The sequence below is a fragment of the Parafilimonas terrae genome, from assembly GCF_900115755.1.
GTDB lineage: Bacteria > Bacteroidota > Bacteroidia > Chitinophagales > Chitinophagaceae > Parafilimonas > Parafilimonas terrae.
Genome location: NZ_FOXQ01000009.1, coordinates 1 through 23,648, shown reverse-complemented (window position 1 = coordinate 23,648; position 23,648 = coordinate 1). Strand labels below are relative to the sequence as shown.

Annotated in this window: 18 protein-coding genes; 9 read left to right on the top strand and 9 right to left on the bottom strand. The window is 39.6% G+C overall.

Translation table 11 applies throughout. The annotated features are described in order from the left end of the window. Nucleotides 1-35 precede the first annotated feature (35 nt). Both BM015_RS14375 and BM015_RS14370 read left to right on the top strand, forming a co-directional pair. On the top strand, nt 36-1,454 hold the full coding sequence (locus BM015_RS14375) for a CCA tRNA nucleotidyltransferase (protein ID WP_090659838.1): 1,419 nt from the start codon (nt 36-38) through the stop codon (nt 1,452-1,454). A gap of 168 nt (nt 1,455-1,622) precedes the next feature. Further along, nucleotides 1,623-2,171, top strand: a complete 549-nt coding sequence (locus BM015_RS14370; protein ID WP_090659835.1) for an IS1096 element passenger TnpR family protein — start codon at nt 1,623-1,625, stop codon at nt 2,169-2,171. A gap of 100 nt (nt 2,172-2,271) precedes the next feature. Here BM015_RS14370 and BM015_RS14365 read toward each other — a convergent pair whose 3' ends face one another. Together BM015_RS14365 and BM015_RS14360 are read right to left on the bottom strand one after the other, a co-directional pair. Next, on the bottom strand, nt 2,272-3,345 hold the full coding sequence (locus BM015_RS14365) for an SGNH/GDSL hydrolase family protein (RefSeq protein ID WP_090659832.1): 1,074 nt from the start codon (nt 3,343-3,345) through the stop codon (nt 2,272-2,274). Nucleotides 3,346-3,362: 17 nt separating this feature from the next. Next, nucleotides 3,363-5,114, bottom strand: a complete 1,752-nt coding sequence (locus tag BM015_RS14360) for an Ig-like domain-containing protein (protein ID WP_090659829.1) — start codon at nt 5,112-5,114, stop codon at nt 3,363-3,365. A 289-nt stretch (nt 5,115-5,403) separates the two neighbouring features. Between BM015_RS14360 and BM015_RS14355 the strand changes: the two genes are divergently transcribed. After that, nucleotides 5,404-6,360: a D-2-hydroxyacid dehydrogenase gene (locus tag BM015_RS14355; protein WP_090659826.1), complete on the top strand. Its 957-nt coding sequence runs from the start codon at nt 5,404-5,406 to the stop codon at nt 6,358-6,360. Between the two features lie 368 nt (nt 6,361-6,728). On the opposite strand, the gene BM015_RS14350 is transcribed toward BM015_RS14355, so the two are convergent. Both BM015_RS14350 and BM015_RS14345 read right to left on the bottom strand, forming a co-directional pair. Further along, nucleotides 6,729-8,144 (bottom strand): hypothetical protein, encoded by a 1,416-nt coding sequence (locus BM015_RS14350; RefSeq protein WP_090659823.1) that lies wholly within the window; start codon nt 8,142-8,144, stop codon nt 6,729-6,731. A 24-nt stretch (nt 8,145-8,168) separates the two neighbouring features. Next, on the bottom strand, nt 8,169-10,985 hold the full coding sequence (locus BM015_RS14345) for a TonB-dependent receptor (protein ID WP_090659820.1): 2,817 nt from the start codon (nt 10,983-10,985) through the stop codon (nt 8,169-8,171). Between the two features lie 247 nt (nt 10,986-11,232). Here BM015_RS14345 and BM015_RS14340 point away from each other — a divergent pair, with 247 nt between their 5' ends. After that, nucleotides 11,233-12,750, top strand: coding sequence for an oligosaccharide flippase family protein (locus tag BM015_RS14340; protein ID WP_090659816.1), 1,518 nt, complete (start codon nt 11,233-11,235; stop codon nt 12,748-12,750). A gap of 74 nt (nt 12,751-12,824) precedes the next feature. Here BM015_RS14340 and BM015_RS14335 read toward each other — a convergent pair whose 3' ends face one another. Both BM015_RS14335 and BM015_RS14330 read right to left on the bottom strand, forming a co-directional pair. Next, nucleotides 12,825-14,678, bottom strand: a complete 1,854-nt coding sequence (locus tag BM015_RS14335; protein ID WP_090659813.1) for a M1 family metallopeptidase — start codon at nt 14,676-14,678, stop codon at nt 12,825-12,827. Between the two features lie 49 nt (nt 14,679-14,727). Further along, entirely contained in the window at nt 14,728-15,135 is a 408-nt protein-coding gene (locus BM015_RS14330; protein WP_090659810.1) for an NUDIX hydrolase, read from the bottom strand. A gap of 194 nt (nt 15,136-15,329) precedes the next feature. Between BM015_RS14330 and pyrE the strand changes: the two genes are divergently transcribed. Together pyrE and BM015_RS14320 are read left to right on the top strand one after the other, a co-directional pair. Continuing rightward, the gene (pyrE, locus tag BM015_RS14325; protein WP_090659807.1) at nt 15,330-15,962 is read left to right on the top strand and encodes an orotate phosphoribosyltransferase; all 633 of its coding nucleotides are present in this window, start codon (nt 15,330-15,332) and stop codon (nt 15,960-15,962) included. Between the two features lie 340 nt (nt 15,963-16,302). Next, a complete protein-coding gene (locus BM015_RS14320; RefSeq protein WP_090659804.1) occupies nt 16,303-16,722 on the top strand; it encodes a heavy-metal-associated domain-containing protein in 420 nt (139 codons plus the stop codon). Here BM015_RS14320 and BM015_RS14315 read toward each other — a convergent pair. After that, a complete protein-coding gene (locus BM015_RS14315) occupies nt 16,719-17,726 on the bottom strand; it encodes a PfkB family carbohydrate kinase (RefSeq protein ID WP_090659802.1) in 1,008 nt (335 codons plus the stop codon). The two genes, BM015_RS14320 and BM015_RS14315, sit on opposite strands and share 4 nt — an antisense overlap. Nucleotides 17,727-17,934: 208 nt before the next feature. On the opposite strand from BM015_RS14315, the gene BM015_RS14310 reads away from it, so the two are divergent. The 3 genes from BM015_RS14310 to BM015_RS14300 are packed head-to-tail and all read left to right on the top strand — an operon-like array spanning nt 17,935 to nt 21,386. Beyond that, on the top strand, nt 17,935-18,657 hold the full coding sequence (locus BM015_RS14310) for an ABC transporter permease subunit (RefSeq protein WP_090659799.1): 723 nt from the start codon (nt 17,935-17,937) through the stop codon (nt 18,655-18,657). After that, entirely contained in the window at nt 18,657-20,420 is a 1,764-nt protein-coding gene (gene gldG, locus BM015_RS14305) for a gliding motility-associated ABC transporter substrate-binding protein GldG (RefSeq protein WP_090659793.1), read from the top strand. Before BM015_RS14310 ends, gldG begins: the two co-directional genes overlap by 1 nt. A gap of 15 nt (nt 20,421-20,435) precedes the next feature. Further along, the gene (locus tag BM015_RS14300; protein WP_090659790.1) at nt 20,436-21,386 is read left to right on the top strand and encodes a TerC/Alx family metal homeostasis membrane protein; all 951 of its coding nucleotides are present in this window, start codon (nt 20,436-20,438) and stop codon (nt 21,384-21,386) included. Between the two features lie 175 nt (nt 21,387-21,561). On the opposite strand, the gene BM015_RS14295 is transcribed toward BM015_RS14300, so the two are convergent. After that, nucleotides 21,562-21,969, bottom strand: a complete 408-nt coding sequence (locus tag BM015_RS14295; RefSeq protein WP_090659787.1) for a nuclear transport factor 2 family protein — start codon at nt 21,967-21,969, stop codon at nt 21,562-21,564. Next, nucleotides 21,941-23,479: an RNA-directed DNA polymerase gene (locus BM015_RS14290; RefSeq protein ID WP_090659783.1), complete on the bottom strand. Its 1,539-nt coding sequence runs from the start codon at nt 23,477-23,479 to the stop codon at nt 21,941-21,943. The genes BM015_RS14295 and BM015_RS14290 overlap by 29 nt, the downstream gene beginning before the upstream one ends. Nucleotides 23,480-23,648: the final 169 nt, after the last annotated feature.

The window sequence follows — 23,648 nt, the reverse complement described above, 5'->3', positions numbered from 1 at the left end:
AAACACTCCTTTTTTCCACCCTATCTTTGCCGGCTATGCAAATTGAGTTAACCGGCCATGAAGCTTTAATTTTTAAAAAGATAGCAAGAGCGGCAGAAGAACTTTCCATGCCATGCTATCTTATTGGCGGTTTTGTGCGGGATAAATTGCTTGGCCGGCCAACAAAAGATGCAGATATAGTTTGCATTGGCGATGGTATTAAGCTGGCACATGAAGTGGCAGAATTATTCAACCCCAAACCGGCTGTTGCCTACTTCAAAAATTTTGGTACAGCGCAGATAAAAATCCCTGGTCTTGAAATTGAATTTGTGGGTGCACGAAAAGAAAGTTATGCGCCACATTCGCGCAAGCCTGCAGTAGAAACCGGCACATTGGAAGACGATCTTAACCGCCGCGATTTTACCATTAATGCACTTGCCATCAGCCTTAATAAAAATGATTACGGAGAGCTTGTTGATGCGTTTAACGGTGTGCAGCACCTGCATGAAAAATTAATAAAAACACCGCTTGAGCCTGTTACTACTTTTAGTGATGACCCTTTGCGCATGATGCGGGCTATACGCTTTGCAACCCAACTGGGTTTTACTATAGAAAAAGATACATTCAATGCTATTAAAAAGGATGCAGAACGTATAAAAATTATATCGCAGGAACGTATTACTGATGAACTGAATAAAATTATGCTGGCAGAGAAACCTTCCGTAGGTTGGTTTCTGTTGCGTGACAGCGGCCTGCTTCAAATTATATTTCCCGGTCTGCTTGAATTGCAGGGCGCAGAATATGTTGATGGCATTGGCCATAAAGATAATTTTACACATACGCTGCAGGTGCTGGATAATATGGCCGCCAAAACAAATGATTTATGGTTGCGATGGGCCGCACTGCTGCATGACATTGCAAAGCCTGCCACCAAACGTTTCAGTAAAGAAGAAGGCTGGACTTTTCATGGCCATGAAGCAGTGGGCGCCCGGATGGTGCCTAAAATTTTTGCACGCTTAAAGCTTCCGCAAAGTGAAAAAATGAAATTGGTACAGAAGCTGGTTGCGCTGCACTTGCGGCCCATCAGCCTTACAAAAGAAAATATAACAGACAGCGCCATACGGCGTTTGCTTTTTGATGCCGGCGACGATATTGATGCTTTAATGATGTTGTGCGAAGCTGATATAACCAGCAAGAATAAAATGAAGGTGAAACGTTATTTAAGCAATTTTGAAATAGTGCGTAAACGCCTTATTGAAGTGGAGGAGAAAGATAAAATACGCAACTGGCAACCACCCATAACTGGCGAGATAATCATGGAAACTTTTGGATTGCCGCCCGGCAGGCAAATTGGTATTATAAAAGACGCTATACGCGAAGCAATACTTGACGGTGAAATTCCAAACGAATATGAAGCCGCTTATAATTTAATGATTGAAAAAGCCGCAGCGCTAAATTTAAAGCCGTTGGCATAAAATATTACATAACATTTTTTTTATGTATTGTTGCTGTTTGGTTTTAAAAATAACCTGCTGAAGGCGGGGATTGTTAATAAAAAAATTTATGCATAATCAGTATGATTTTTGCATGGAATGTTTACCTATAATTGAAATAATAAACTGAAATATAAAATAATTCTACCCATGGCAGTTTTAAAATTCAGAGCGTATTACGAAGAAGATGAAGCCGTTTACAGGGATGTGGTGATAAAACATTCTCAAAGCTTTTTTGACCTGCACAATGCAATCTTAAAATCTTATGAGTTTGACAATAAACACCAGGCAACTTTTTACAGGAGCAACGATAACTGGCAGCGCGGCAGGGAAATTACACTTGAAAAATATGATAAAGCATATAAGGCCGAACCGCTGATAATGATTAATACAACTATCGGCAGCGAAATTCGTGATACGAACCAGAAGTTTATTTATATATATGATTTTGAAAAAAACTGGACCTTTCATATTGAGCTCATCAATGTGTCAAAAGAAGAAAGCAGTAAAATAATTTATCCTGCAACATCAAGGGTGGAAGGCATTGGGCCGCAACAATATGGCACACGCAGTTTACTGGGTAAAAGATTTGTGGATATTGAAGAGAAGTATGATTTACCTCAAAACAATGAAGGCTTTAGCGAAGAAGGAGAGGAGACTGGTGTGGAAAACAATGATGAAAGTTCTGATGACGAATAACCTGTAATTACTCAATATGTTTTGCATACAAGAGGCCGTCTTGCTTTAAGACAGCCTCTTTTTAATTTGGAGATGAACGCTGATGTTGCCGCTGACGCAGTTACCATCTTATATTGTTTTCAATATATTTTATTAAATCATCCGCCATTGCCTGCTGCTCGTTTATATGCGGATGCCCGGGCGTGTTTTTATAAGGAAAAAAATGTGCAGTGATTTTTTTGTCGTGCATATTTTCCACGGCCTTTGAAACATAACCCGGCCATGCTGAACCTTCTTTTGTAGCATCCATATTTCCAAGGGCGCAAATAATATATGCCTTGGGATATTCGCTGCGAATGCTTTCAATAAAATCCTGGTAAGCCTTAATAATTTGTTCCGGCGTTGGTGCTGTTATGCCAAAATGGTGTTTGAATTGTTCATGCTGCGGCTGTTGCACCAGCCAGGAATCATTCTGAAAGAGATTAACAACCACAACATCTGGTGTGTATTTGCCGAAATTCCATTTGTTGTTTGCATCATCGCCATATAAACGGTCATACATTTCAGGCATAACCTGCGGAAACCAGCTTATTAAAATACCAATACCGCTGCGGGCAATACAACTATACTGGGCATTAAAATGCCTTGCTGTAATGGCAGCATAACTCAGGTAATTATCTTCAAACGGCGGTGTGCCCCTGTCCTGGCCGCTGGTATCTAAAACACCATAACCGCAGGTAATAGAGTTGCCATAAAATTCTATCTTTCTTTTTTTGGCTGCAGACGCTTTGGAAATAGTTGTGCCTGCATCAAGCTGGAAATGATAAAACCACGTTCTTCCAAACACCCATTCTGTTCTTTTAAAAAGCTGCACCGTATGCCTGCCTGTTTGCAGGCCGGAAGCAAGCGTGTACAATTGTTTTGAAGAATCTATTTTTATGTCAGGCATAAGTTGCCCGTCAACGATGACTTTAAAATAATTAGCGCCTTTTTCATCACGAAGCAAGGCTTTCACGCCGGTCCCTTTAAAATTAATTGTGATGGAATTTCCCGGCCAGCTTAGCATAGCTGAATCATCATTAAAACTTACGCGGCCTTCGTAACGAATATGCGGGTCGCTGCTTTTAATAATGTTTTGCGCAAGCCCGTTCAACCAAACAGTGCAGAGTATAATTATGCTTATAAAACTTTTCATACTATTCAGAGGTTTTATCAATCTTTTTTGATCATTACAAAATAACCGGTGCCAACATTGTTGGCTTTTGCATCTGCCGATGGCAGCGTTACCTTTCCTGCCGGGAAACTTTTGCTGTAAACATTATAATAGCGATACTGCGCAACAATCTGTCCGTCTTCTTTTTCAAAATCATTCAGCCATGCAGGAATAGTTGAATGATAGTTGGAATCAAGCGTTTCATACGCCACATATATTATTGCATCTTCATCTATATTAAAGCTTAAAAGGCTATCGGCTGCCGTATCTTTCTCATTAATATTCGTTTTAATAAAAGTCAATCCTTCATACCTGCCAATATCACTAAAATTAATTTCTTTAGTTGCCGTACTTAATACCGTGTCTTTACTGTCAAAAAAAGGTGATTCGCCCAACATCATTGTTGAAACGCGATAGGGAATTCCATTGGCGGAGACGGGACTTGTAACCAATATATCACTCCTGTTTTTTAAAGGCACCCTTAAATTAAAAACATATTCTGCCGTGTCATTGTCTTCATCATAAACCTTAACGGGAATTGAATAATTGCTGCCTGCAATTAATGGTATGCCTTTTAATGTGCCATCGGGATAAAGACGTAAGCCTGGCGGCAGTTTGGCTTCATCCGTAATGAAAGTTAATATTCCGTTACCGCCGCCGGCATTTATTTTAGCACTGTAAAACTTTCCCACCTGTGCATCATATAAAAATTGCCAGGATATAGATGGCTTTATATTCACCCTTAAAATTGTTTCAGCAGTTGATGTTTTGCCTTTGTCATCATAAGCAACCGCTTTAATAATATTGTCTCCGCGGCGGGCTTTTAATACGAGTTTGTAAGGCGCCTTTTTAAATGTTTTTACCGATTTGCCATCGTAAAAAATTTCTACCTTTTTAATGTTTCCGTCAGCATCATGTGCAGCAACTTCTACGTTAACTTTTTCCCCGGCTTCTGCCGTTTGTTTATAAGAAGGCGTTTTAAAAAATACCGTTGGATAAATATTGCCATCATTAATTTTTGAGTAAGCCCAATCCGTTAAATCCTGTGTGCTGGCGGCAACCCACATTACGCCATGATCATAACCTTTAAAATTTGAATAACGCGGATTTATGCCGGTAACCCATGTTGCGCCTGTATCATTCGCAGCGCCATTTAGATGACGAATATCCGCAACATTCCTGCGCAGCGATCTTGAAAAATAATCGGTCTCGCCCTGGTTGCACCATATAGGAATATCTTTTACCCTGGTTGAATCTCCGTGAAAGGCCATGCCCATTGTAATGGCTGCTGCAAAATAGCCAGGGTATTGCTGAATAATATCGAAGGCGCCTTCTGCGCCCATTGAGAAACCGCAAACATATATACGTTGCGGGTCTGCTTTGCCATCGGCAATAAGGCTGTCTGTTATTTTTTTAAGGTCATTAAAATGCTGCTGCCATCCGCATGAAGTTGCGGGAGCAATAATATAAGTAGGTGTTTTTTGTGTATTGTTTGAAAAGTTATGCCACATGCGTACAATGGGATCAACCGTATTACGCAGGCTTGCATGATCATTATCACCGCAACAGCCATGCATTGCTAATACAACAGGATACTTCCTGTTTTTCTTCATGTCTGATGGCTTATACAAATAATACTCTGTAGAATCTTCTGTGTGCCAGCTCCATTGCGGTAATCCTTTATAGTCTATTTGCTGTGCGCACAAATAATGAGCAGGTAAAATAAAAATAAAAGCAAACAGTTTTTTCATGCGGCTAAGATATTTCATCAGTCTATTAAAGTATGTCAAACTATATTAAAAACAATTTGAAAAAATATATTATGGAAGATGCTCTTAATATTGCATCAGAACTTGTTTAATAAATGTATTATTTACGGCAGCATGCATGTACGCAATACTGCTGTAATTCAATTCTTCACAAAAGAAGAATTTCAAGCAAAAATATTTGCTTTCAATATTTGCATTATTTTTTATACAAATTCAAAGGCATAAGCATTTAAAAGAAGAATGAAATCTTTTTACTGATAAAATTTTACAGATGAAAATTGTTGTTTTAGATGGCCATACTTTAAATCCAGGTGATCTTTCCTGGAAAGAAATGAAAGCATTAGGTGAATTGATTGTTTATGACCGCACAGGCCCCTCGCAGATTGTTGAACGTGCAAAAGATGCAGACATTGTGCTTACCAATAAAGTACCGCTTTCAGCACAAACCATTCATCAGCTTACTTCATTAAAATATATCGGTGTGCTGGCAACCGGTTATAATATAATTGATGTGGCAGCGGCACGGGAAAGGAATATTCCTGTGTGCAATGTGCCGGGTTACAGCACGGCCTCTGTGGCGCAGTTAACGTTTGCTTTGCTGCTTGAATTAGCGCATCATGTGCAGCGCCACAGCGATGCTGTTATGCAGGGCAAATGGTCTGCATCGCCTGATTTTTGTTTTTGGGATTATCCTTTAATGGAACTTGACGGCAAAACAATGGGCATCATTGGCTTTGGCACTATTGGGCAGAAAGTTGCTGATATAGCATCCGCATTTGGCATGCATATAATTGCTAACAGCAGAACGCAAACCAATCAGCAGCATCGTAAAAATTTTAAATGGGCGAGTGTGCAGGAATTGCTGCAACAGGCCGATGTGGTAAGTATTCATTGTCCTTTAACCCCGGAAACAAAAGGCCTTATTAATAAAGAAAGTTTACAATTGATGAAGCCTTCTGCTTTTTTATTGAACACGAGCCGCGGCCCGATTGTTATTGACGAATATCTTGCCGACGCATTAAACAATGATGTAATAGCAGGCGCGGGCATTGACGTGCTTTCCACAGAACCGCCACCTTTATCCAATCCTTTGCTAAAAGCAAAAAATTGTATGATCACGCCGCACATTGCATGGGCTACAAAGGAAGCCAGGGCACGAATGATGAACATAACATTAAACAATCTTTCTGCTTTTTTTAATGGCCAGCCTGTGCATGTAGTAAATTGATGAAACTCAATTGCTGTGCTTTATTGAAATGCAATAAATGTTTTGCATTACCGGCACTATTATGTGTTACCTGTTTAATAATTCCTGCGATTAATATCATTGGTTAATTTAACAAAGAGAACCTGCAATACCATTAAACAGTTTATGGGGGTTATGCTTAGGGCCGTTCAGAAATGGGCGGCTCAATTATTTTAATGAGTGCAGAAAGAAAATTATTAACTAAAAACTGCTAAAAATAAAAGCAATAAAAAAGCCTTGCTGGAAAGCAAGGCTGCATAGAATCTCTAACTTAATGCTATGAACCCATCACAAAAATGCTTTATTTATGTAACTAAATTGTGAACGGAACATTAAGCGTGTATTAAGGATTATAAATTGAGGTCTAACATTGTCCAGCCTTTCCACCAGTTAGCATCGTCGCCTGATGCACCTGCAGCGCCTTTGAAACTAACTTTGCTGAAGAAACTGTTTGATAATTTGGAAGAAGAAAAACTTGCACCGCTTAACAAAGGTGAATTTTCCTTTGGCGTTATATCAGGATTTGAATAATCGAACGGTGCTGTTAATAACACATCGCTGTTGTTGGTTAATATTGAATTGCCGAAATCTCCAGTTAAAAACCACTTGTTCACAGCATCTTTATCCCAGCCGGTAGGTGCAGCGCTTGCAGCATAATCAACAGCAACATTACAACCTGCTATAACAGTATTTTGAATTTGTAATGTATTTGCGGTTATGTTATTATCAGTAGGCGTGCCTTTGCTGGCATCAATTAAAACACCTGTAGGAAAGCCCATTATAACGGAGTTGAATATTGATATGCTTGAATTTCTTCTTATCTGCGCAGCAGCAAGAAACAGGCTATTACCGGCGTTATTAAGCGCAGCGCGTGGGCCTATAACCGTAATATTGCTGTATGTGCCTGATGTTTGCGGCGTTAAAGAACTTCCGTTGGCATCGTTATCGCTTTCAAAAGATTCGCTTTTTGAAATATCGGCAATGGCAGAATCTCTTATTACAATACCAAACTGCACGTTGCCGCTCCAGCCATTGTCTGTATCAAAATCATCATCCAGCGTGCTAATAAATACAGTGTGTTTAAGGTTTACATTGCCGCCAAAACATTCAATAGCATCATCGTTTGCTTTATATATTTCTACATAGTCAACCGTAGTGCTTTTTCCAACGCCTGCGAGAGTTAAGCCGTTGAGTTCATTGTCAGGCAAATAAGCGTAGCCTGCATATTCAATACGCACATAACGCAATATGCCGGAATTGTCATCATCGTTTGTGCCGCCAAATAAGCCAAGGCCTTCGGCAGTGTTTACGCCACCTTCCACAGAACCTATTCCCTGCACACCATTATAAGATGCATTTGTTTTTGCGTTTCCAAGCACTACAACGCCGCCCCAATCACCTCTTTGCGGGTTTGCCTGGTCTGAAGTAAAAATAATGGGTTTATCAGCAGTGCCGTCTGCAATGATCTGGCAACCTCTTGTGATAACCAAAGCGCCTCTTGTTGAACTGCCTTTTTCTCCCTTTATAACAGTACCCGGTTCAATGGTAAGTTTTGCGCCGTTCACTACGTAAACAAATCCGCGGATCTTATATACATAGTTCGCCTTTAACGTCCTGTCTGAAGAAATCTTTCCTTCAAGAACGGTATTTTCTTCAGCAGAATCACTGCCGCTGCCGCCCTGGTGAATAATTACATCTTCCTGAATTTTGCGGCATGAACCTAATAATAAGATTAATAATGCTGCACAGCTAAGTAGCTTGTTCATTTGTATTTGATTTAAAGTTTTAATTTATTTTATGTTATATGAAAAAGACAGGCTTACGTTAGTACCGTAATTCCTTGATATAGCTAACGCATCAACGCCTTTGTTATACACTTTGTTACCATCGAGATCGTGATAGAAATTAGCGCGTTTGTTTATAAGGTTTGCAATGTTGAGTTTCAGTTCACTCTTGTTATGCATTAATTTTTTGGCAATCTGCAGATCGAGCAACGGCCTTGGCGCTTCCCATATTGCAGGCACCTGTTCATTGCCCACATACAATATGCGCCTCCCAATCTGGTTGAATAACATAGTTGTGCTCAGGCCAATTTCCTGAACATCGTACTGCACGGCTGCGTTTATAAGATAAGGCGACTGGCCCTGCATTGGCCTGTTAAGTGATTGCTCCTGGAACTTTACGCGGTTATATATGTAAGAAAAATTTCCCTGTACGGTAAAGCGCTCGAAAGCAGGCCAGAAATCAAGCTTTTTGCGAAACTCAATTTCACCGCCGAAAGTTTGCGCTTTTGACTTATTGTTATCGAGATAATTAAATGTGCTTGAACCGCCGGCGCCTGTCTGGTTGAATGCAAGCTCTATAGGGCTTTGGAAATATTTATAGAATGCGCCAATGGTAAAGAGTTCGCCGGGGCGGCTATATACTTCATAACGAATATCGGCATTGGTAACTTTTGTTCTTACAAGATTAGGATTGCCTATAATGGTGGCGCCTACTTCAAAATCATAAAACGCTGTTCCGGTAAGTTCCCTGAATTCCGGCCTTACAATAGTTTGAGAACCGGCAATCCTTAAATTAGTCCTGTTGTTTAATTTGAACGTAATGTTTAGTGCAGGCAAAAGATCGCCTTTCTTTTGCCAGTTAAAGCGTGGATCTGATTTATAAACGCTGCCTACCAGCTGGTCAAAATATTCATAACGGGCGCCCCAAACTATACGCAGCCAATCAGTAAAAGAATTATCAAATTGAATATAACCTGCATTTAAAATGGAGTTAGCTATATACCTGTAATAAACACCGGGTATTTCATCAAAATGAAGTTGGCCGCTGCCGTCGCCAAAATTTGAAGCGTTAAATATCTGCGATGGGTCAAGCGCTTTTAGTTCAGGATTATCAGAAGGTAATGTTACTGAGAAAGGACGTGCATCATAAATCCTGTCTTTCACCTGGAAATTATATCCGCCTTTTACAGTTTGCTTTTGACCAAACAGGTTAAAGCTGGTAGTAATATCTCCGCCGGCATTATATATATAATCATTGAGGTCTGAATAAAATACACTGCCTGTTTTTTGTGATAATGTGTTTGATAACAAAGCAAGGTATGGCGCTGTATCATCGCCTGCTGCCTGGTTGTATTGCAAGCGTCTTTGTTTGGGAAGATATTGATCGAGAATGGTGAAGCTGCCAAACCAGTTAAACTTGCTTTTCAGCGATGGAATATTGTGCTCGCCATTTAACTGCGTGTTGAAAAAAGTATTGTTCCTGAAAGCATATTCATAGGCTTTTATGTTTTCGCCGGTTTGTGCATTCGATTCAAAATCTTTACCTGTGCGTAAGGTTGTATAATCAGAAGAATTTGTATTAATAATATTTCTGAAAGAAATTTTATGATTGCTGTTAAGCCTTAAAGAAAAGTTGGCTAATGCACCCCATAAGACATCGTTTGAATAACGATTGTTATGATACCGGAACGAAGGGTCTGCTTTCGTTCCATCTATATTATAGAAGCTGTTGTTGTAATCAAGATTCCTCAAACTCCTGTTATAGGTAACAGAGATAACGCCGCCGAGGTCTTTATCATTTAATACCTTGCCTGCAAAGCCGGAATTAAACTGGAAAGTTTGTCCAAGCGTTGGTAAAAAACTGCCTTTTTTTTCCGGCGCCCAGCTGCCTGAAGCTACCGGCGTGCCCAACTGTGTTTTTTCACTGTTGCCTAATACCGAAAACTGGTTTTTGGCAGGGAAATTACCTGGTAAAGCCCTTGCGCCATCGTCAATGCCAAGCCAGTCAAGCTTCCCACCTTTATATGTATAAAAATCTTTGCCAATAGTATTGGTGTTGAAATTGGTGCCTACCTGTACATTCATAAAATTCCTTGAAGGAATATCTTTTGTATTCACCTGTATTAAACCGCCTGCCCATTCCGCAGAATATTCAGGTATGAAAGTTTTATTTACGATGATGTTTTCAACAATGGACGAAGGAAAAATGTCGAATGAAAAAGTTTTCCTGTCGGGCTCTGTGCTGCTTAATAAAACACCATTAAGCATAGCTTGGTTATAGCGGTCGCTCAGGCCACGCACAACAATATATTTGCCTTCCTGCATTGATAAGCCGGTAACGCGTTTTAAAGCTTCACCGGTATTTTTATCAGGAGAACGCCTTATGGCTTCTGCAGAAATTACCTGGGCAACCGCATTTGTATTTTTCTGAAAACTGATAAGTGCATTGGTGCTTTCCCTGCGCGCAGAAGTTTTTACTGTTACCGCCTGCAAATCATTGCTGGATGCCGTGAGGTTAATGTTTAAATCTTCTGTTGATCCAGGTATAATGCCGCTTATTGTTTTGGCGGTGAAGCCAACTGCAGATACTTCAATAGTAACGCTGTCTTTTGCACTTATGTTTAATGTAAAATGGCCATCAACATCAGTAACGGCGCCTGCTGTGCTGCCGGCCACTTTAATGCTGGCGCCTGTGATGGCATGGTTTGATTCATCAACAACCCGGCCTGTTATTTTGCCTGTTTGGGCCTGCGCTGATAACGAGGTAATAAATATTAGAAAGATGATTGAAAGTATTCTTGCTGCCAAATTTCCACCTTGCATAGTTAGTATTTATGGCTGCAAAGGTGTTACGCTATAATTACCTCAATGTTATGCGAACGTTACGGCAATGTTACCAATGTCAATAGTGAATTAGTTGTGAATTCATGCAGCAGAAAATTTGTTGAAGTTTTATTCACCTGCATAATTATAATATAGTAGCTTAAGCCGGAGCTTTAAAATATTATTATCCTTATGGCGGGCAGGCGGCTATTGCCCAATCATTATTTTTGCGGAAATATTTTTTTGATTGAGCAGTATTAAACAACTGGCAGGACAAACTTTCTGGTATGGCATAAGTGGTATAGCAGCAAGGTTTATTAATTACCTGTTAACGCCGTACCTTACTTATTCAGCGCTTATTTCCACAGCAAATTATGGGCAGATGACTGCAATGTATGCAGCCATTCCTTTATTCAATGCCATTTTTACTTACGGCATGGAAACCACCTATTTCCGGTTTATGCGCAAAGATGTTGACCATGAATCGGTCAATAACACATCAACCATCAGCCTGCTTATCACTTCTGTTGTGTTAACAATATTGTTGTGGTTAAACCAAAGCTGGCTTGCCAAAACCACATCGCTTGCAGAATTTCCGATGCTGGTACAATTAAGCATTATTATTATCGGCCTTGATGCGCTTTCAACCATTCCGTTTGCAAGATTGCGGTATGAAGGCCGGCCCAGGTTATTTGCGCTTATTAAAATTGCCAATATTTTAATCAATATAGGTTTTACAGTTTTCTTTTTAAGTTACTGTCCGGCAAAAGCAAAGGCTGACCCCAACAGTTGGGCGATTATAATTTACCGGCCTGATGTCAACCCCATAACTTATGTTTTACTGGCCAATGCATTGGCCTCTTTATGCACCTTATTTTTATTGGGTAAATGGGTGCTGCCAAAACGCTGGAGCTTTAATACTGCCTTATGGCTTGGCATGATGGCTTATTCATTGCCCATGCTTGTTGCTAATTTAGGTGGCACCATCAACGAAACTTTCGACAGGCTTATGCTGGGCTGGTGGCTGCCCAACGCCAATGGCTATGCGGATGAACAACGTGGCATTTACGGCGCCTGTTATAAACTATCTATTCTTATTACATTATTTATACAAGCTTTCAGAATGGGTGCTGAGCCTTTCTTTTTTAAACAGGCAGAAAGTAGTAGTAACCCACAAAAAACCTATGCCCGTGTTACCAAATTTTTTGTAATTACAGTTGCTGTAATGTTCCTTGTCGTTACTTTATTCCTGCCGGTGTGGCGGTATTTTATTGATGAAAAATATTGGGGCGGGTTAAAGGTTGTCCCCATTCTTTTACTGGCCAACATGAGCCTTGGTATTTATTATAATCTCAGCATCTGGTATAAACTCACTAATAAAACCATGGCAGGCGCTGCTATTACTTTAATAGGCGCTGCCATCACCATTGTTATTAATTACTTCTTCATTCCCAGGTATAGTTATGTGGCATCGGCATGGGCTACTTTTCTTTGCTATGCAAGCATGATGGTAATAAGTTTTGTATGGGGCCAAAAAGAATATTATGTGCCGTATGCCTGGAAGAAATTACTGGCTTATATAATTATTGCTGTTTTGGTTTTCTTTTTACACAGTGTAATTACAGGCTTTTATGATAATATCATATTCAGTTTAGCCATGGCTGTACTTTTTATATTGGCTTTTATGGTATTTATTGTGAAGGTGGAAAAGAAAGAATTTGAACAATTTCCATATATAGGCAGGCTGATAAAAAAATATTTCTGATAGGATGTTATGTTATTGCCACAGATGCACAGATAAAAAAATTACATCTGTGGCAATTCATTTAGAGGATTAGCTTATTTCGGTTCCCAAACATTATTGCTTTTATCTGTATCCGCATCATGCACTTCCCCTAAAACAATCCTTTCTATTTTTTTACTGGTGGAAAAGCTGAGTGCAGTTTCATTGCTTTTTTCCCAAACAGCAATACTTTGATGCAGCATTTGTGTGGTTCCATCTTTATAATAAATAATAAGGTGAACCGGCACCGGTTTATTTCCTTTCATAACAACGGTAACGGTAATGTTATTGCCGCCTTGCTTTACATTATTGATAGCGAGATCAGGATAACCGCGGTCGTAAAACCATTTTTGCCAAAACCAGTTTAGGTTTTTGCCGCTGCCTGCATTCATGCAATTAAAGAAATCAGGCGGTATCGGGTGTTTGCCATGCCATTGCTGAATATAATAATGCAGCGCTTTTGTAAACAATTCATTGCCCAGCATATCTTTTACATATAAGTAGCCCATGGCCGGTTTGGCATAAGCATTTAAAAAATAGCTTGCACCATCTTGTTGTGAGCTTAGTGTGGTAATTGATTCGTCAAAGTCATAATTGGCAGTGTGGTTGTAAGCGCTCATGCCATAATTATCTATAATGGAAGAATCAATCATTGGCGAAATAATCCACTCGCCAATAGAAGCCCAGCCTTCATCCATCCAGGCATATTTTGTTTCGTTTATGCCCATATAAAATGGAAACATGGTATGAAAAATTTCATGGTCGGTTAGTTCAATTGCCTCTTCTTTATCTTCCAGCGGGTTATCGTTAACCATCATAGGATATTCCATCTGGTCAAGGCCATCAAATATAGTTTCATGCGCATAAGGAAAAGGCCATGCAGGAAAACTATAGCTCATGCCCTGCACCGTTTTTCTTGCATAATCAATCACATCAAAATAGTCTTTGTGTTTGGGATTGAAAACCGCATCAACTCTTGTTCTTCTGCCGGTTGCTTTATCAACAACCAAACTGCTGGCATACCATATATAATGATTGCTGGTGGCAAATACAAAATCTGTTACATTATCTGCTTTAAACTTCCAGGTGTTGGCCGGGTTTTGTGCTGTAATGTTTCCTGCAGCCAAATCGCTTGTATCAATCACTTTAGTGAGGCCATCATTTTTTTCTGCTATGCTGATGCGCTGTGCGATTGCAGGCGCATATACTTCGCCCGCATTTAAAAGATCGCCGGTTGCACAAACAATATAATTTTCAGGAACAGTAATGTTTACATCAAACGAGCAGAAATCGTTATACATTTCTGTGTGGCCGGTATAGGGAACCCTGTTCCATCCGTCAATATCATCATACACGGCAATGCGCGGAAAAAAATAAGCGATGAATGCCGAACTATCGTCAACCATCCCTGTTCTTTGATGTGAAGTGCGGTTAAGCTCATAAGAAAAGTCAAGATGAAAATTCATTTTTTCACCGGGCATTAATAACATGCCATGCAGGCTCATGTTTGTGCCTTTGGGTTCCCGTATATTTTTGGGCTTACCATTAATTAAAAGATTGCTGAGGTGAACGCCGTCCGTTAAATCTGCGGTGTCAACAGGTGAATCGCGTTGCGAACCTTTCTTATAAAAATTGGGATAGAGTTTAAAAACTATTTCGCTTAATGTATCGGGGCTGTTATTCACATATACAATGTCTTCATTGCCCGCAATAACCCTTGTAACCGGATTAAAATTTACGCTTATTTTATAAGTGGCTGTGTTTTGCCAGTAATTTTTGCCGGGCCTGCCATCTGCCGAGCGTGTTTGCCGGTTAAAGGCGGCCTCATAATTTCTTGCAACAGGTAATGTTTGTGCATTCAGTTGAAAACAAATAAGCAGCGCTAAAAAACAGGTAAGATATATTTTCATACGCTAAAAGTAAGGCAGCGCTGCTTTTGCAGAAAATTATGTTTAACGGCTATTGAATGCTGTGAATAATATCTATGATGTTTGGATAACTGTTTTCCAGTTTTTGGGGAATATCTTTTTCGCTTACCCATTCAATCTGTTCAATATCTTCTTCCGTTTGCGGGGTTAATTCCTGTTTGCCCGCCGCATGCATTTTATACCAGTGCGTTTCTTTAAATACATCACTGTTTATGCGGGGTTCAAAATATTCATGATGTGTTGTACCTAAGAAGCTGTCAAGCGTTATGCTTTGCAAACCTGTTTCTTCCTGCACTTCACGCACTGCGCATTGTTCAATGGTTTCGCCTTCATCTAATTTTCCTTTCGGAAGGTCCCATTTGCCGCGGCGAAAGATCATAAGCAACTCGTTATTATCATTAAAAACCAATCCGCCTGCTGCAATAATTTTTTTTGCCATGATGTTTTTTTAGAGATTTAAAACTGCTTAAGTTAATTGTTTTAATGTCTTTATTAATCACAGGTACAAAGATGTTATTTGTGCGCTGTGATAACAATAACCTGTCAAACCAAAAACCACATTCAATTTTATGATTCACTTAAAGAGCTTATCAATGTAAAGTTTGCAATATTCAATAATAATATCTTCGCAGCATGAAGAATGAAAAAATTATTGCTGAAAAATTATTGCAGGCTGAGGCAATTAAATTAAGCCCGGAAAAACCGTTTACCTGGGCAAGCGGCTGGAAGAGCCCTATTTATTGTGATAACAGGCGGGTGCTTTCTTACCCTTTTCTGCGCGATTTTATTAAAAGCGAAATGTGTAATGTAATATTTGAACAATATCCCGAAGCAGATTTAATTGCCGGTGTTGCCACAGCAGGCATTGCCTGGGGAGCAATGGCTGCCGACCAGTTGAAGCTGCCATTTATTTATGTTCGTCCCAAACCAAAAGAACATGGGCTTGGCAACCAGGTTGAAGGCTTTTTTAAAGAAGGGCAGAAGGTGGTGGTGGTAGAAGATCTTATTTCAACAGGTAAAAGCAGCCTGCAGGTAGTTGATGTGTTAAGAAATTCGGGCGTTGAAATTGCAGGCATGGTTTCCATATTTAATTATGGTTTTACTGCATCGGAAGAGGCATTTAAAAAAGCAAGTGTTTCGCTGGAATCTTTAACCACTTATACATCATTAATAGAACTGGCGATTGAAAAAAATATTGTTTCTGCTGAAACGGAAGATTTACTGAAGAGCTGGCGGTTAAACCCGGCAGATTGGTTAAAGGTTTAGGCGTTTATGGGTTCACTTGTTTACAGGTGTTTTTTGAACGGCGCTCTGCGAAGTCTCCCGGCTTTTACAGCTAAATATTTATTATTGTATGCGAAGGTTATGAACAGCCGGGCAATGTTTTCATCATTATTATCGTTTTTAAAAATAGTAATGTTTGATGCCATGAAAAATCAATTGTACAAGGGAGTGACACAACCGTGATGCCACGAAGTACCGGGTGATGATTAAAAAATATCAATAAATAAAATTCAGTTTATATGAAACGCCCATACAAATTTTGACATATAAAGAATGTCTATTGGTCGTTTCGCCTTGTCTATAAAAATTAAAAAATAAACAGATGAAATGGATAAGCGTTGTTGTTTTAATGTTTGTTGCAGGAAGCGCTGATGCGCAGGTAATGCAAAACAAACCGCAGTGGGGAACCATTAAAGTGCCGCAACTGAAATGCTGGGAATGTGAGCAGCGGCTTAATCAATATTTAACGCGTGAAAAGGGACCGAACACAGATGCCGGTATTGTGCAATGGAAAACAGATTTGCGCAATGGTGTTTTGAAAATTCAATATATACCAGACCGTATAACGCTTGATTATATCCGCACCGCTGTAGCCAATGCAGGCTTTGATGCAGACAGCGTTACGGCAGAAGAAACCACGTACAAACGATTACCGCCGGCATGCAAGAAAGCCAGTGATAGCGCGGGTTTCGGGCCGTTTAAGTTTTGCAACATTGATCCTGCCGACAGGCCAAAAGATTAATGATAATCGCGGATAAAGTTTTTTATTTCATCCACTGTTTTGTTCATGGCTTCACCCTTTATAAATAATTTTTGAAACGCAGCGCCTGCAGCAAAATTGATGAGTTGCTGCAAGGGAAGATGATTATAAACACCATAAATAATGCCTGCCATAAAACTATCGCCGGTACCGGATTTATCAATAATGTTATCAGTGCTGTAGGTTGCAGAATTGTAAAAATTATTGTTGCCAAAAATGGTAGCAAAATATTCCAGCTTATCTTTTTTAAGCATGAAGGGATGCGCCACCACCTTACATCGCGGAAAGTTCTGCATGATTTTTTCCGATGCATTTTTTGCCTGCAGCAGGTAATTGTCTTTTGTGCTGATAGAATGTACATTGGCGGCAACAGGAATATGCAGCATGGCTTCTACATTATGGATATTGCCTGCAACAATATCGCAGTATTTTAAAAGCGGCTGTATAATACCGCCCGCATTTTTATCATGTTGCCACGCTTCTGCATTACCGTTTAAATCAATGGAAACTGTTATGCTTTTTTTCTCGCAGGCTTTTAAAGCTTCTTCGCAAACTGTTGCCACCTGTTTATTTAGCAACGACAATACTGCACTGAAGTGAAACCATCGTACGCCTTGTAAAGTTTTATCCCAATCTATCATGCCCGGTTGCATGTTATAGAAAGAAGAATGCAGCCTGTCATAAACAACATCTTCATTGTATTTATCTTTTCCTTCTTTTAAGTAATAGAATGCAGGCTTGCCAGCATTTTGTATTATCGTGGAAACATCTATTTTTTGCGAAGCGATATAATGGATGAGTTGCTTTGATAAAAAATCACCGGGCAACGCCGTGCAATAGCTTACAGGTATTTTCCATTTGGCAAGTGCCATTGCCACATTTAATTCAGAGCCGCCCGCATAAACCGGTAAAGTATTTTTGTTAATCCATTCACCGTTTTCATCGGGCGACATGCGTAATAATATTTCTCCGAAGGATAAGATCATGGTAAAATCTGATGTTTAATCTTAGCAGTATTTAATAATACGCATAACAGGAACAAGGTAATAAGGTGGCATTTGCTGCCGGAACTTTTGTTGTTTTCAGAATAAGGAGCAAAGATATTTAATGAAAGCATTGAAAACATATTGCTATTTTAAACAAACCTTACCAAAATCTTCTTCGCTGTAAATTTATAGGCAGTAGTTTTGAGCCATGTGGATGATCTGCAAAAAAGAATGGAGCCAGTTCTTCAGCAGCCTTACCGGCTACGTTGCATTGGTTGTTTTTCTTTTATTGAACGGGTTAATGTTTTTTGTTTTCCCCAATACCAGCCTGCTCAATTTTGGTTATGCCTCACTCGATGGCTTTTTTTCATTAGCGCCGTGGATTTTATTATTTCTTATTCCCACCATTACCATGCGCAGCCTGGCCGATGAATACAAAGCTGGCACTTTTGAATTATTAAAAACGCTGCCCTTAACATCGCCGCAGATTGTATGGGGCAAATTTTTTGGCGCGTTATTAATTGTTTTGCTCGCATTAATCCCCACCACTATTTATGCATTTTCATTGCAGCGGTTAAGCGCTGCCGGCGGCATTGATGTGGGCGCTACCATTGGCAGTTATATCGGGTTGTTTTTATTGGGCGCTGTATTTACGGCGGTGGGTTTATGCGCCAGCAGTTTTACCAATAATACCATTGTTGCTTTTATTAGCGGCGCATTTGTTTGTTTGATTTTATATGCAGGCTTTGATGCTTTAAGCCAGTTGCCCGTTTTTTCAAACGGGCTTGATTATTATGTGCAGATGCTCGGCATTAATTTTCATTATAAAAGCATAAGCAAAGGTGTGGTTGACATTCGGGATGTGATTTATTTCCTGGCAATCATCCTGTTTTTTATGCTTCTTACAAAACAAAATATTGAGAAAAGATAATGAAGGCCGGCAATCAATATTCACGTACAAAAAATCAATGGCTTATTTTATTGGCCGCGCTGGTAGCGGTTGTTTATGTGTCAACATTTTTTCGTTACAGGATTGATCTCACTGCAGAAAAGCGTTTCAGCCTGAATACTTCTACTAAAAAGCTGCTGAATGATGTGGACACCACCATTAACATTACGGTATTTCTTACGGGCGACCTTCCTGCCGATTATAAAAAGCTAAGCATTGCTACAAACGATTTATTAAATGAGTTTCGCGATTTAAGCAATAATAATATCCGCTTTCATTTTGAAAAACCTGGTGAGCACTTACCGGATAGCCAGCGCCTGAATTTATACGACAGCCTTCAGCGCCTTGGCGTTGTGTTTGAACAAAGCAGCGACATTGCCACAGGCAACGAAAAAGCCGTGCAGCAGTTAATTATTCCATCTGCAATAATTCAATACGGAAATTACAGGCCGGTTGCTGTTGACTTAAGAAGCAGCCGCACTGTGTTTAAAAATTATAATGTGGTGGATGAAGACCCGCAACCCGATAAAGAGGCCACTTTAAATGCGGCTGAAGCTTTGCTGGAATATAAGTTTGCCAATGCCATTGATAAACTCACAAGAAAACAAATTCCCACCATTGCTTATTGCATTGGCAACGGCGAAGCCGGCCCGCAATATGTAAACGATCTTATTCAAAACCTGCGCAACGATTATAATCTGGCCTTGTTTGATTTAAAACAGGCATATCCAAATCCTGAGCTCATCAACACTTTATTAATTGTAAAACCCACCATACCTTTTACCGATGAAGACAAGCTGAAGCTTGATCAATATGTAATGCATGGCGGCAAAATTATTTGGTGCATTGATAAATTATATGCTGAATTAGACAGCCTCATGCGCAGCCAGGCCGACTTTGTTGCCTTTGACCGCAACCTTAATATTGACGACCTTTTATTTCGCTATGGGGTGCGCATAAATGGTAATCTTGTGCAGGATTTAAACTGCAGTAAAATTCCATTGGTTACCGGTTACAATGCCGATGGCAGCCCGCGCATGCAACGTTTTCCCTGGCCTTATTACCCGTTTCTTTCTTCGCCCAACAACAATATAGTTTCCCGCAATTTAGACCGCGTGCTTTCCATCTTCCCATCAAGTATTGATACGATAAAAGCGCCGGGCATAACGAAAACCATATTGCTCTCAACCGATACATCAAGCCGCCTTATAAGCTCGCCCGCCATGGTAAGCATTAATAAAATAATGGACGACATAAGCACGGAAAATTTTGCTTCTTATAACGAACATTATATTCCTGTTGCCGTGTTGCTGGAAGGTAAATTCAATTCGCTATATGCCAACCGGCTCACGCAAAGCACGAAAGATTCTGTAAGTAAGGCGCTAAACAAACCGTTTGCGCCCGTCAACACAAACCCTACACAACAAATTGTAATGAGCGATGCCGATATTGTAACCAATGCCATCAGCAGTACCACAGGGCCATTGCCCATGGGAGAGCTGCCTTATGAGAACTACCGCTTCGCCAACCGCGAATTTTTTCTCAATTGCATAGATTACCTTACCAGCACCAGCGGCGTTTTTGAAAGCCGCAATAAAGATTTCACCCTGCGCCTGTTAGACCGTAAAAAAGTGGAAGCCCAAAAAATGGCCTGGCAATTGATAAATATTGCTATCCCCATTGCGCTAATTATAATATTCGGGTTTATTTACCAGTGGCGCAGGAAAAACCGTTTTGGGGTGTAATATTGCAAGCACATCATGTCACGAGATACTATCAGCTACATTGTTTTCGGTATTGTTCTGTTATTCGCCCTCATTTTCGATCTTGGGCTTTTAAGCAAAAAAAATAAGACCGTTACCATAAAGCAGGCTTTGCTCCAAACTATTTTCTGGGTATCGCTGGGCCTGGCATTCTTTGTTTTTATGTGGTTTGAAAACGGCAAAACCCATGCGTTGGAATACATCAGCGCTTATTTAATGGAGTGGAGCTTAAGCATCGATAACATTTTTGTGTTCATTCTCATTTTTACTTCATTCTCGGTAAAAGAGCAATATTATTCCCGTGTATTGCTGCTGGGCATATTAATGGCCATTATATTCCGCGTAATTTTTATTACGGTGGGCGTTGCGCTGGTAAACCGCTTTGAGTGGCTGTTATATATTTTTGGCGCTTTTCTCGTGTACACCGGCTTTCACATGTTTACCAGTAAAGACGATGAAGCCTTCGACCCCGAAACTTCCAAAGCCTACAAATTTGTAAAAAGGATTTTTCCGGTTACCAACAGCGATGGCAATGGTAAATTGTGGATAAGGGAAAACGGCAAACGTCTTTATACAACCCTTTTTGTTGTGGTAATGATGCTGGCCTCTATCGACCTTGTTTTTGCGCTGGATTCCATTCCCGCCGTAATGGGTATTTCGAGGGATAAGATGGTAATTTACACCTCTAACATTTTTGCCGTGCTTGGCTTAAGGAGTTTATTTTTTTTATTAAAGGGCGCGGTGGCCAAATTCGATTACCTGCAGGAAGGTATTGCCATTGTGCTCGTATTTATCGGGCTTAAAATGATTGGCGCCCACTGGCTGGAACAATGGCTCAGCCCAACCACACTTGTATTTATATCACTTGGTGTGATTATTATTTGTATTACAGGTTCTGTTTTATTATCCATCAGGAAGAATAACAGGGAGAAGCAACTGCAGGCGTAAATGCTGCGCATTTTTACATTTTGTTGTTTTTTGCCGGGGTTATCCTGAATTTTCAGGACAGGGTTTTCCATTTGCCGCAAAGCTAATGGACATTGTGCGAAACTGTTATGAAACATTCCCCTTTAGTTGCCTGCAAACTGCTGCTCCTTTCTAACCTGTTAGTTTGATTTAATGTTCATTTTGGAATAATATGCGCACCTAATGTTTGATACTTTATTTTGCCGTTCTCTACAATAAAAGTGTCTGCGCCAATCGGGATTTTTACAAATGAAGATTCACAGTTCCAGGCAATATAGGCTATATTATCTCTTATAAACATTTGCTTCATTTCAAAAGCAGAACCTTTGGGTACGATTTTAAACACTTCTTCATAAAAGGAACGGATTACATTTAACCCCTTTAAAACACCGTCTGGCGTTAATTTTGGCGCTTGGCGCAGTGGCGGATTTCGGAGCACAAAACTGTCAATACACCACAAAAGTTTATGCGAGGTAGAATATTCAATTAACCACTTCACCCGCCATTGAGCCAAACGCCTGTTATGGGCTGGCTTTCTATTCTGCTGGTTGTTCTGCATAGTCATATTCCGTCTTAAACAACTCAACTTCTTCTTTCGCTATCACAACATCTATGTCAGCAATTACTGTTTCATCAATTATGGCAGTCGTTTCAATAAGAGTTTTCAGATTATTTTCAAGCCAATCTGAATTCCATATTTGTAATGTCTGGTTATTGACTTTTTCGCAAAGCTTTTCTGAATACTGCTTTTGTCTGTCGAGTTTGATAGTAAGTCTTTGAAGCCAAATTTTTATGTGACCCGTGTTTGGGATTTTTTCAAATCTTTGAGAAACAAGGTCTAATATTTCATTTTTCTTTTCTGTCTCTGGTATTAAAGATAAAAGCTTACTAAGAATAGCCGAAGCAATCGGGTAAGTTCGTGGGTTTTTATACATAATATCAACCAAGATACTTACCAAAACAGTAATATTCTGATTGGTCTCTGTTATGCCTTTAATCCTGTTGTAAAACTTTGATAATGCTTTTGATAGACTGCCTGAATTTGGGTGCAGTTCAGATAAGTTGTGAATAATCAATAGATGTTCTTGAATACCTTTTGCTCCTTTTCTTGCTGACATCCAATATAACTTATCAGACTTTATTGAATTTTTAATGACGTTGTTTGAAACAATTGTTTTTTGTGCATTCAATCGCATGCCGAGTTCAATCAAAATCTCAGTCAGCAATTTGGTAATGTGTTCGGTAGTTTGTGGATTGTTTGAGAAAATTCTATAATCGTCTCTATACCTGATTATTTCATAGTCTTGTATATTGTCTTGCTGTATTCTATCCGAAAGCTCTAAGTCTGCAAAGCCAAGAACCATTTCTGCGGTAAAATCCATTAGAACACTTCCTTGTGGTATTCCATTTGTTTGACCAAAAGCCATATCCTGCAAATGTTTGTCAATCGAGTTTCCAATGAGGTTTTGGTCTCTCCGTTGTGCTTTTGCAATGGGTTTAGTATGAATTGCCCAAGGAACGGAATGTGTGTATATTGAGCCATAACAGTCTGAAATGTCCGTATGCAAAACATATTCATATTTCAATGCTAATTCCAATGACTGTTGTTCAATTGCTTGCCACCACTGGCTAATTGAAGTTGCTTTATCTGACTGTTGGTTGTCTGAGCGTAATGGAATGCTGTAACATCTTATTTTTGGATTAGCTTGAAATTGAGCGAACCGAGCCACAATTACATTCCAATTTGCTTGTTCTGTGATTTTATTTACAAGTGAAACATAAAGTGCTGGGTGTATTAATTGGAATGGTCGCCAAGCAAATTTTCCGTCTCGATTATTTAAGAATTTATAGTTTACATCTTCAAATTCCGCTGGAAAATGTCTTTTCGTTTGTCCTGGTCCGATAGTATAAGTAGAATATAAAGTTGATAGGTCTTGTCCGCCAATATGATTTGAAACAGCATTGAGTAAATTTTCAAACACAAAATATGTCGGAAGGTCAAAGTTGAAATAGCTTTCTTCTTTGAGAAAAAATTGTCTTGCGTCTGTATGATTTAGGTCTAAAATTCTTGTCATTTGTTCTTGTTGAATTTTCTCGGGTGTCGTCTTTAAGCTTGCCCATAACGTTCACGGCTTTGCGCAGGTGTGGAATTTGAAATCCGTCTGCTGAAATACCGGATGCCAATTTATTGTAAAAAATATTGTATTCAGATGATTTCTATTAGAATCTCGTCAGCCGATAGCC

Bases quoted from the DNA above. Each gene is read 5' to 3' on its own strand.
- BM015_RS14355 (WP_090659826.1), top strand. From the start codon at position 5,404: ATGAAAATTGTTGTTTTAGATGGCCATACTTTAAATCCAGGTGATCTT.
- BM015_RS14345 (WP_090659820.1), bottom strand. From the start codon at position 10,985: ATGCAAGGTGGAAATTTGGCAGCAAGAATACTTTCAATCATCTTTCTA.
- pyrE (WP_090659807.1), top strand. From the start codon at position 15,330: ATGAAGAATGAAAAAATTATTGCTGAAAAATTATTGCAGGCTGAGGCA.
- BM015_RS14335 (WP_090659813.1), bottom strand. From the start codon at position 14,678: ATGAAAATATATCTTACCTGTTTTTTAGCGCTGCTTATTTGTTTTCAA.
- BM015_RS14290 (WP_090659783.1), bottom strand. From the start codon at position 23,479: ATGACAAGAATTTTAGACCTAAATCATACAGACGCAAGACAATTTTTT.
- BM015_RS14320 (WP_090659804.1), top strand. From the start codon at position 16,303: ATGAAATGGATAAGCGTTGTTGTTTTAATGTTTGTTGCAGGAAGCGCT.
- BM015_RS14330 (WP_090659810.1), bottom strand. From the start codon at position 15,135: ATGGCAAAAAAAATTATTGCAGCAGGCGGATTGGTTTTTAATGATAAT.
- gldG (WP_090659793.1), top strand. From the start codon at position 18,657: ATGAAGGCCGGCAATCAATATTCACGTACAAAAAATCAATGGCTTATT.
- BM015_RS14375 (WP_090659838.1), top strand. From the start codon at position 36: ATGCAAATTGAGTTAACCGGCCATGAAGCTTTAATTTTTAAAAAGATA.
- BM015_RS14300 (WP_090659790.1), top strand. From the start codon at position 20,436: ATGTCACGAGATACTATCAGCTACATTGTTTTCGGTATTGTTCTGTTA.
- BM015_RS14350 (WP_090659823.1), bottom strand. From the start codon at position 8,144: ATGAACAAGCTACTTAGCTGTGCAGCATTATTAATCTTATTATTAGGT.
- BM015_RS14360 (WP_090659829.1), bottom strand. From the start codon at position 5,114: ATGAAAAAACTGTTTGCTTTTATTTTTATTTTACCTGCTCATTATTTG.
- BM015_RS14310 (WP_090659799.1), top strand. From the start codon at position 17,935: ATGTGGATGATCTGCAAAAAAGAATGGAGCCAGTTCTTCAGCAGCCTT.
- BM015_RS14370 (WP_090659835.1), top strand. From the start codon at position 1,623: ATGGCAGTTTTAAAATTCAGAGCGTATTACGAAGAAGATGAAGCCGTT.
- BM015_RS14365 (WP_090659832.1), bottom strand. From the start codon at position 3,345: ATGAAAAGTTTTATAAGCATAATTATACTCTGCACTGTTTGGTTGAAC.
- BM015_RS14295 (WP_090659787.1), bottom strand. From the start codon at position 21,969: ATGACTATGCAGAACAACCAGCAGAATAGAAAGCCAGCCCATAACAGG.
- BM015_RS14315 (WP_090659802.1), bottom strand. From the start codon at position 17,726: ATGATCTTATCCTTCGGAGAAATATTATTACGCATGTCGCCCGATGAA.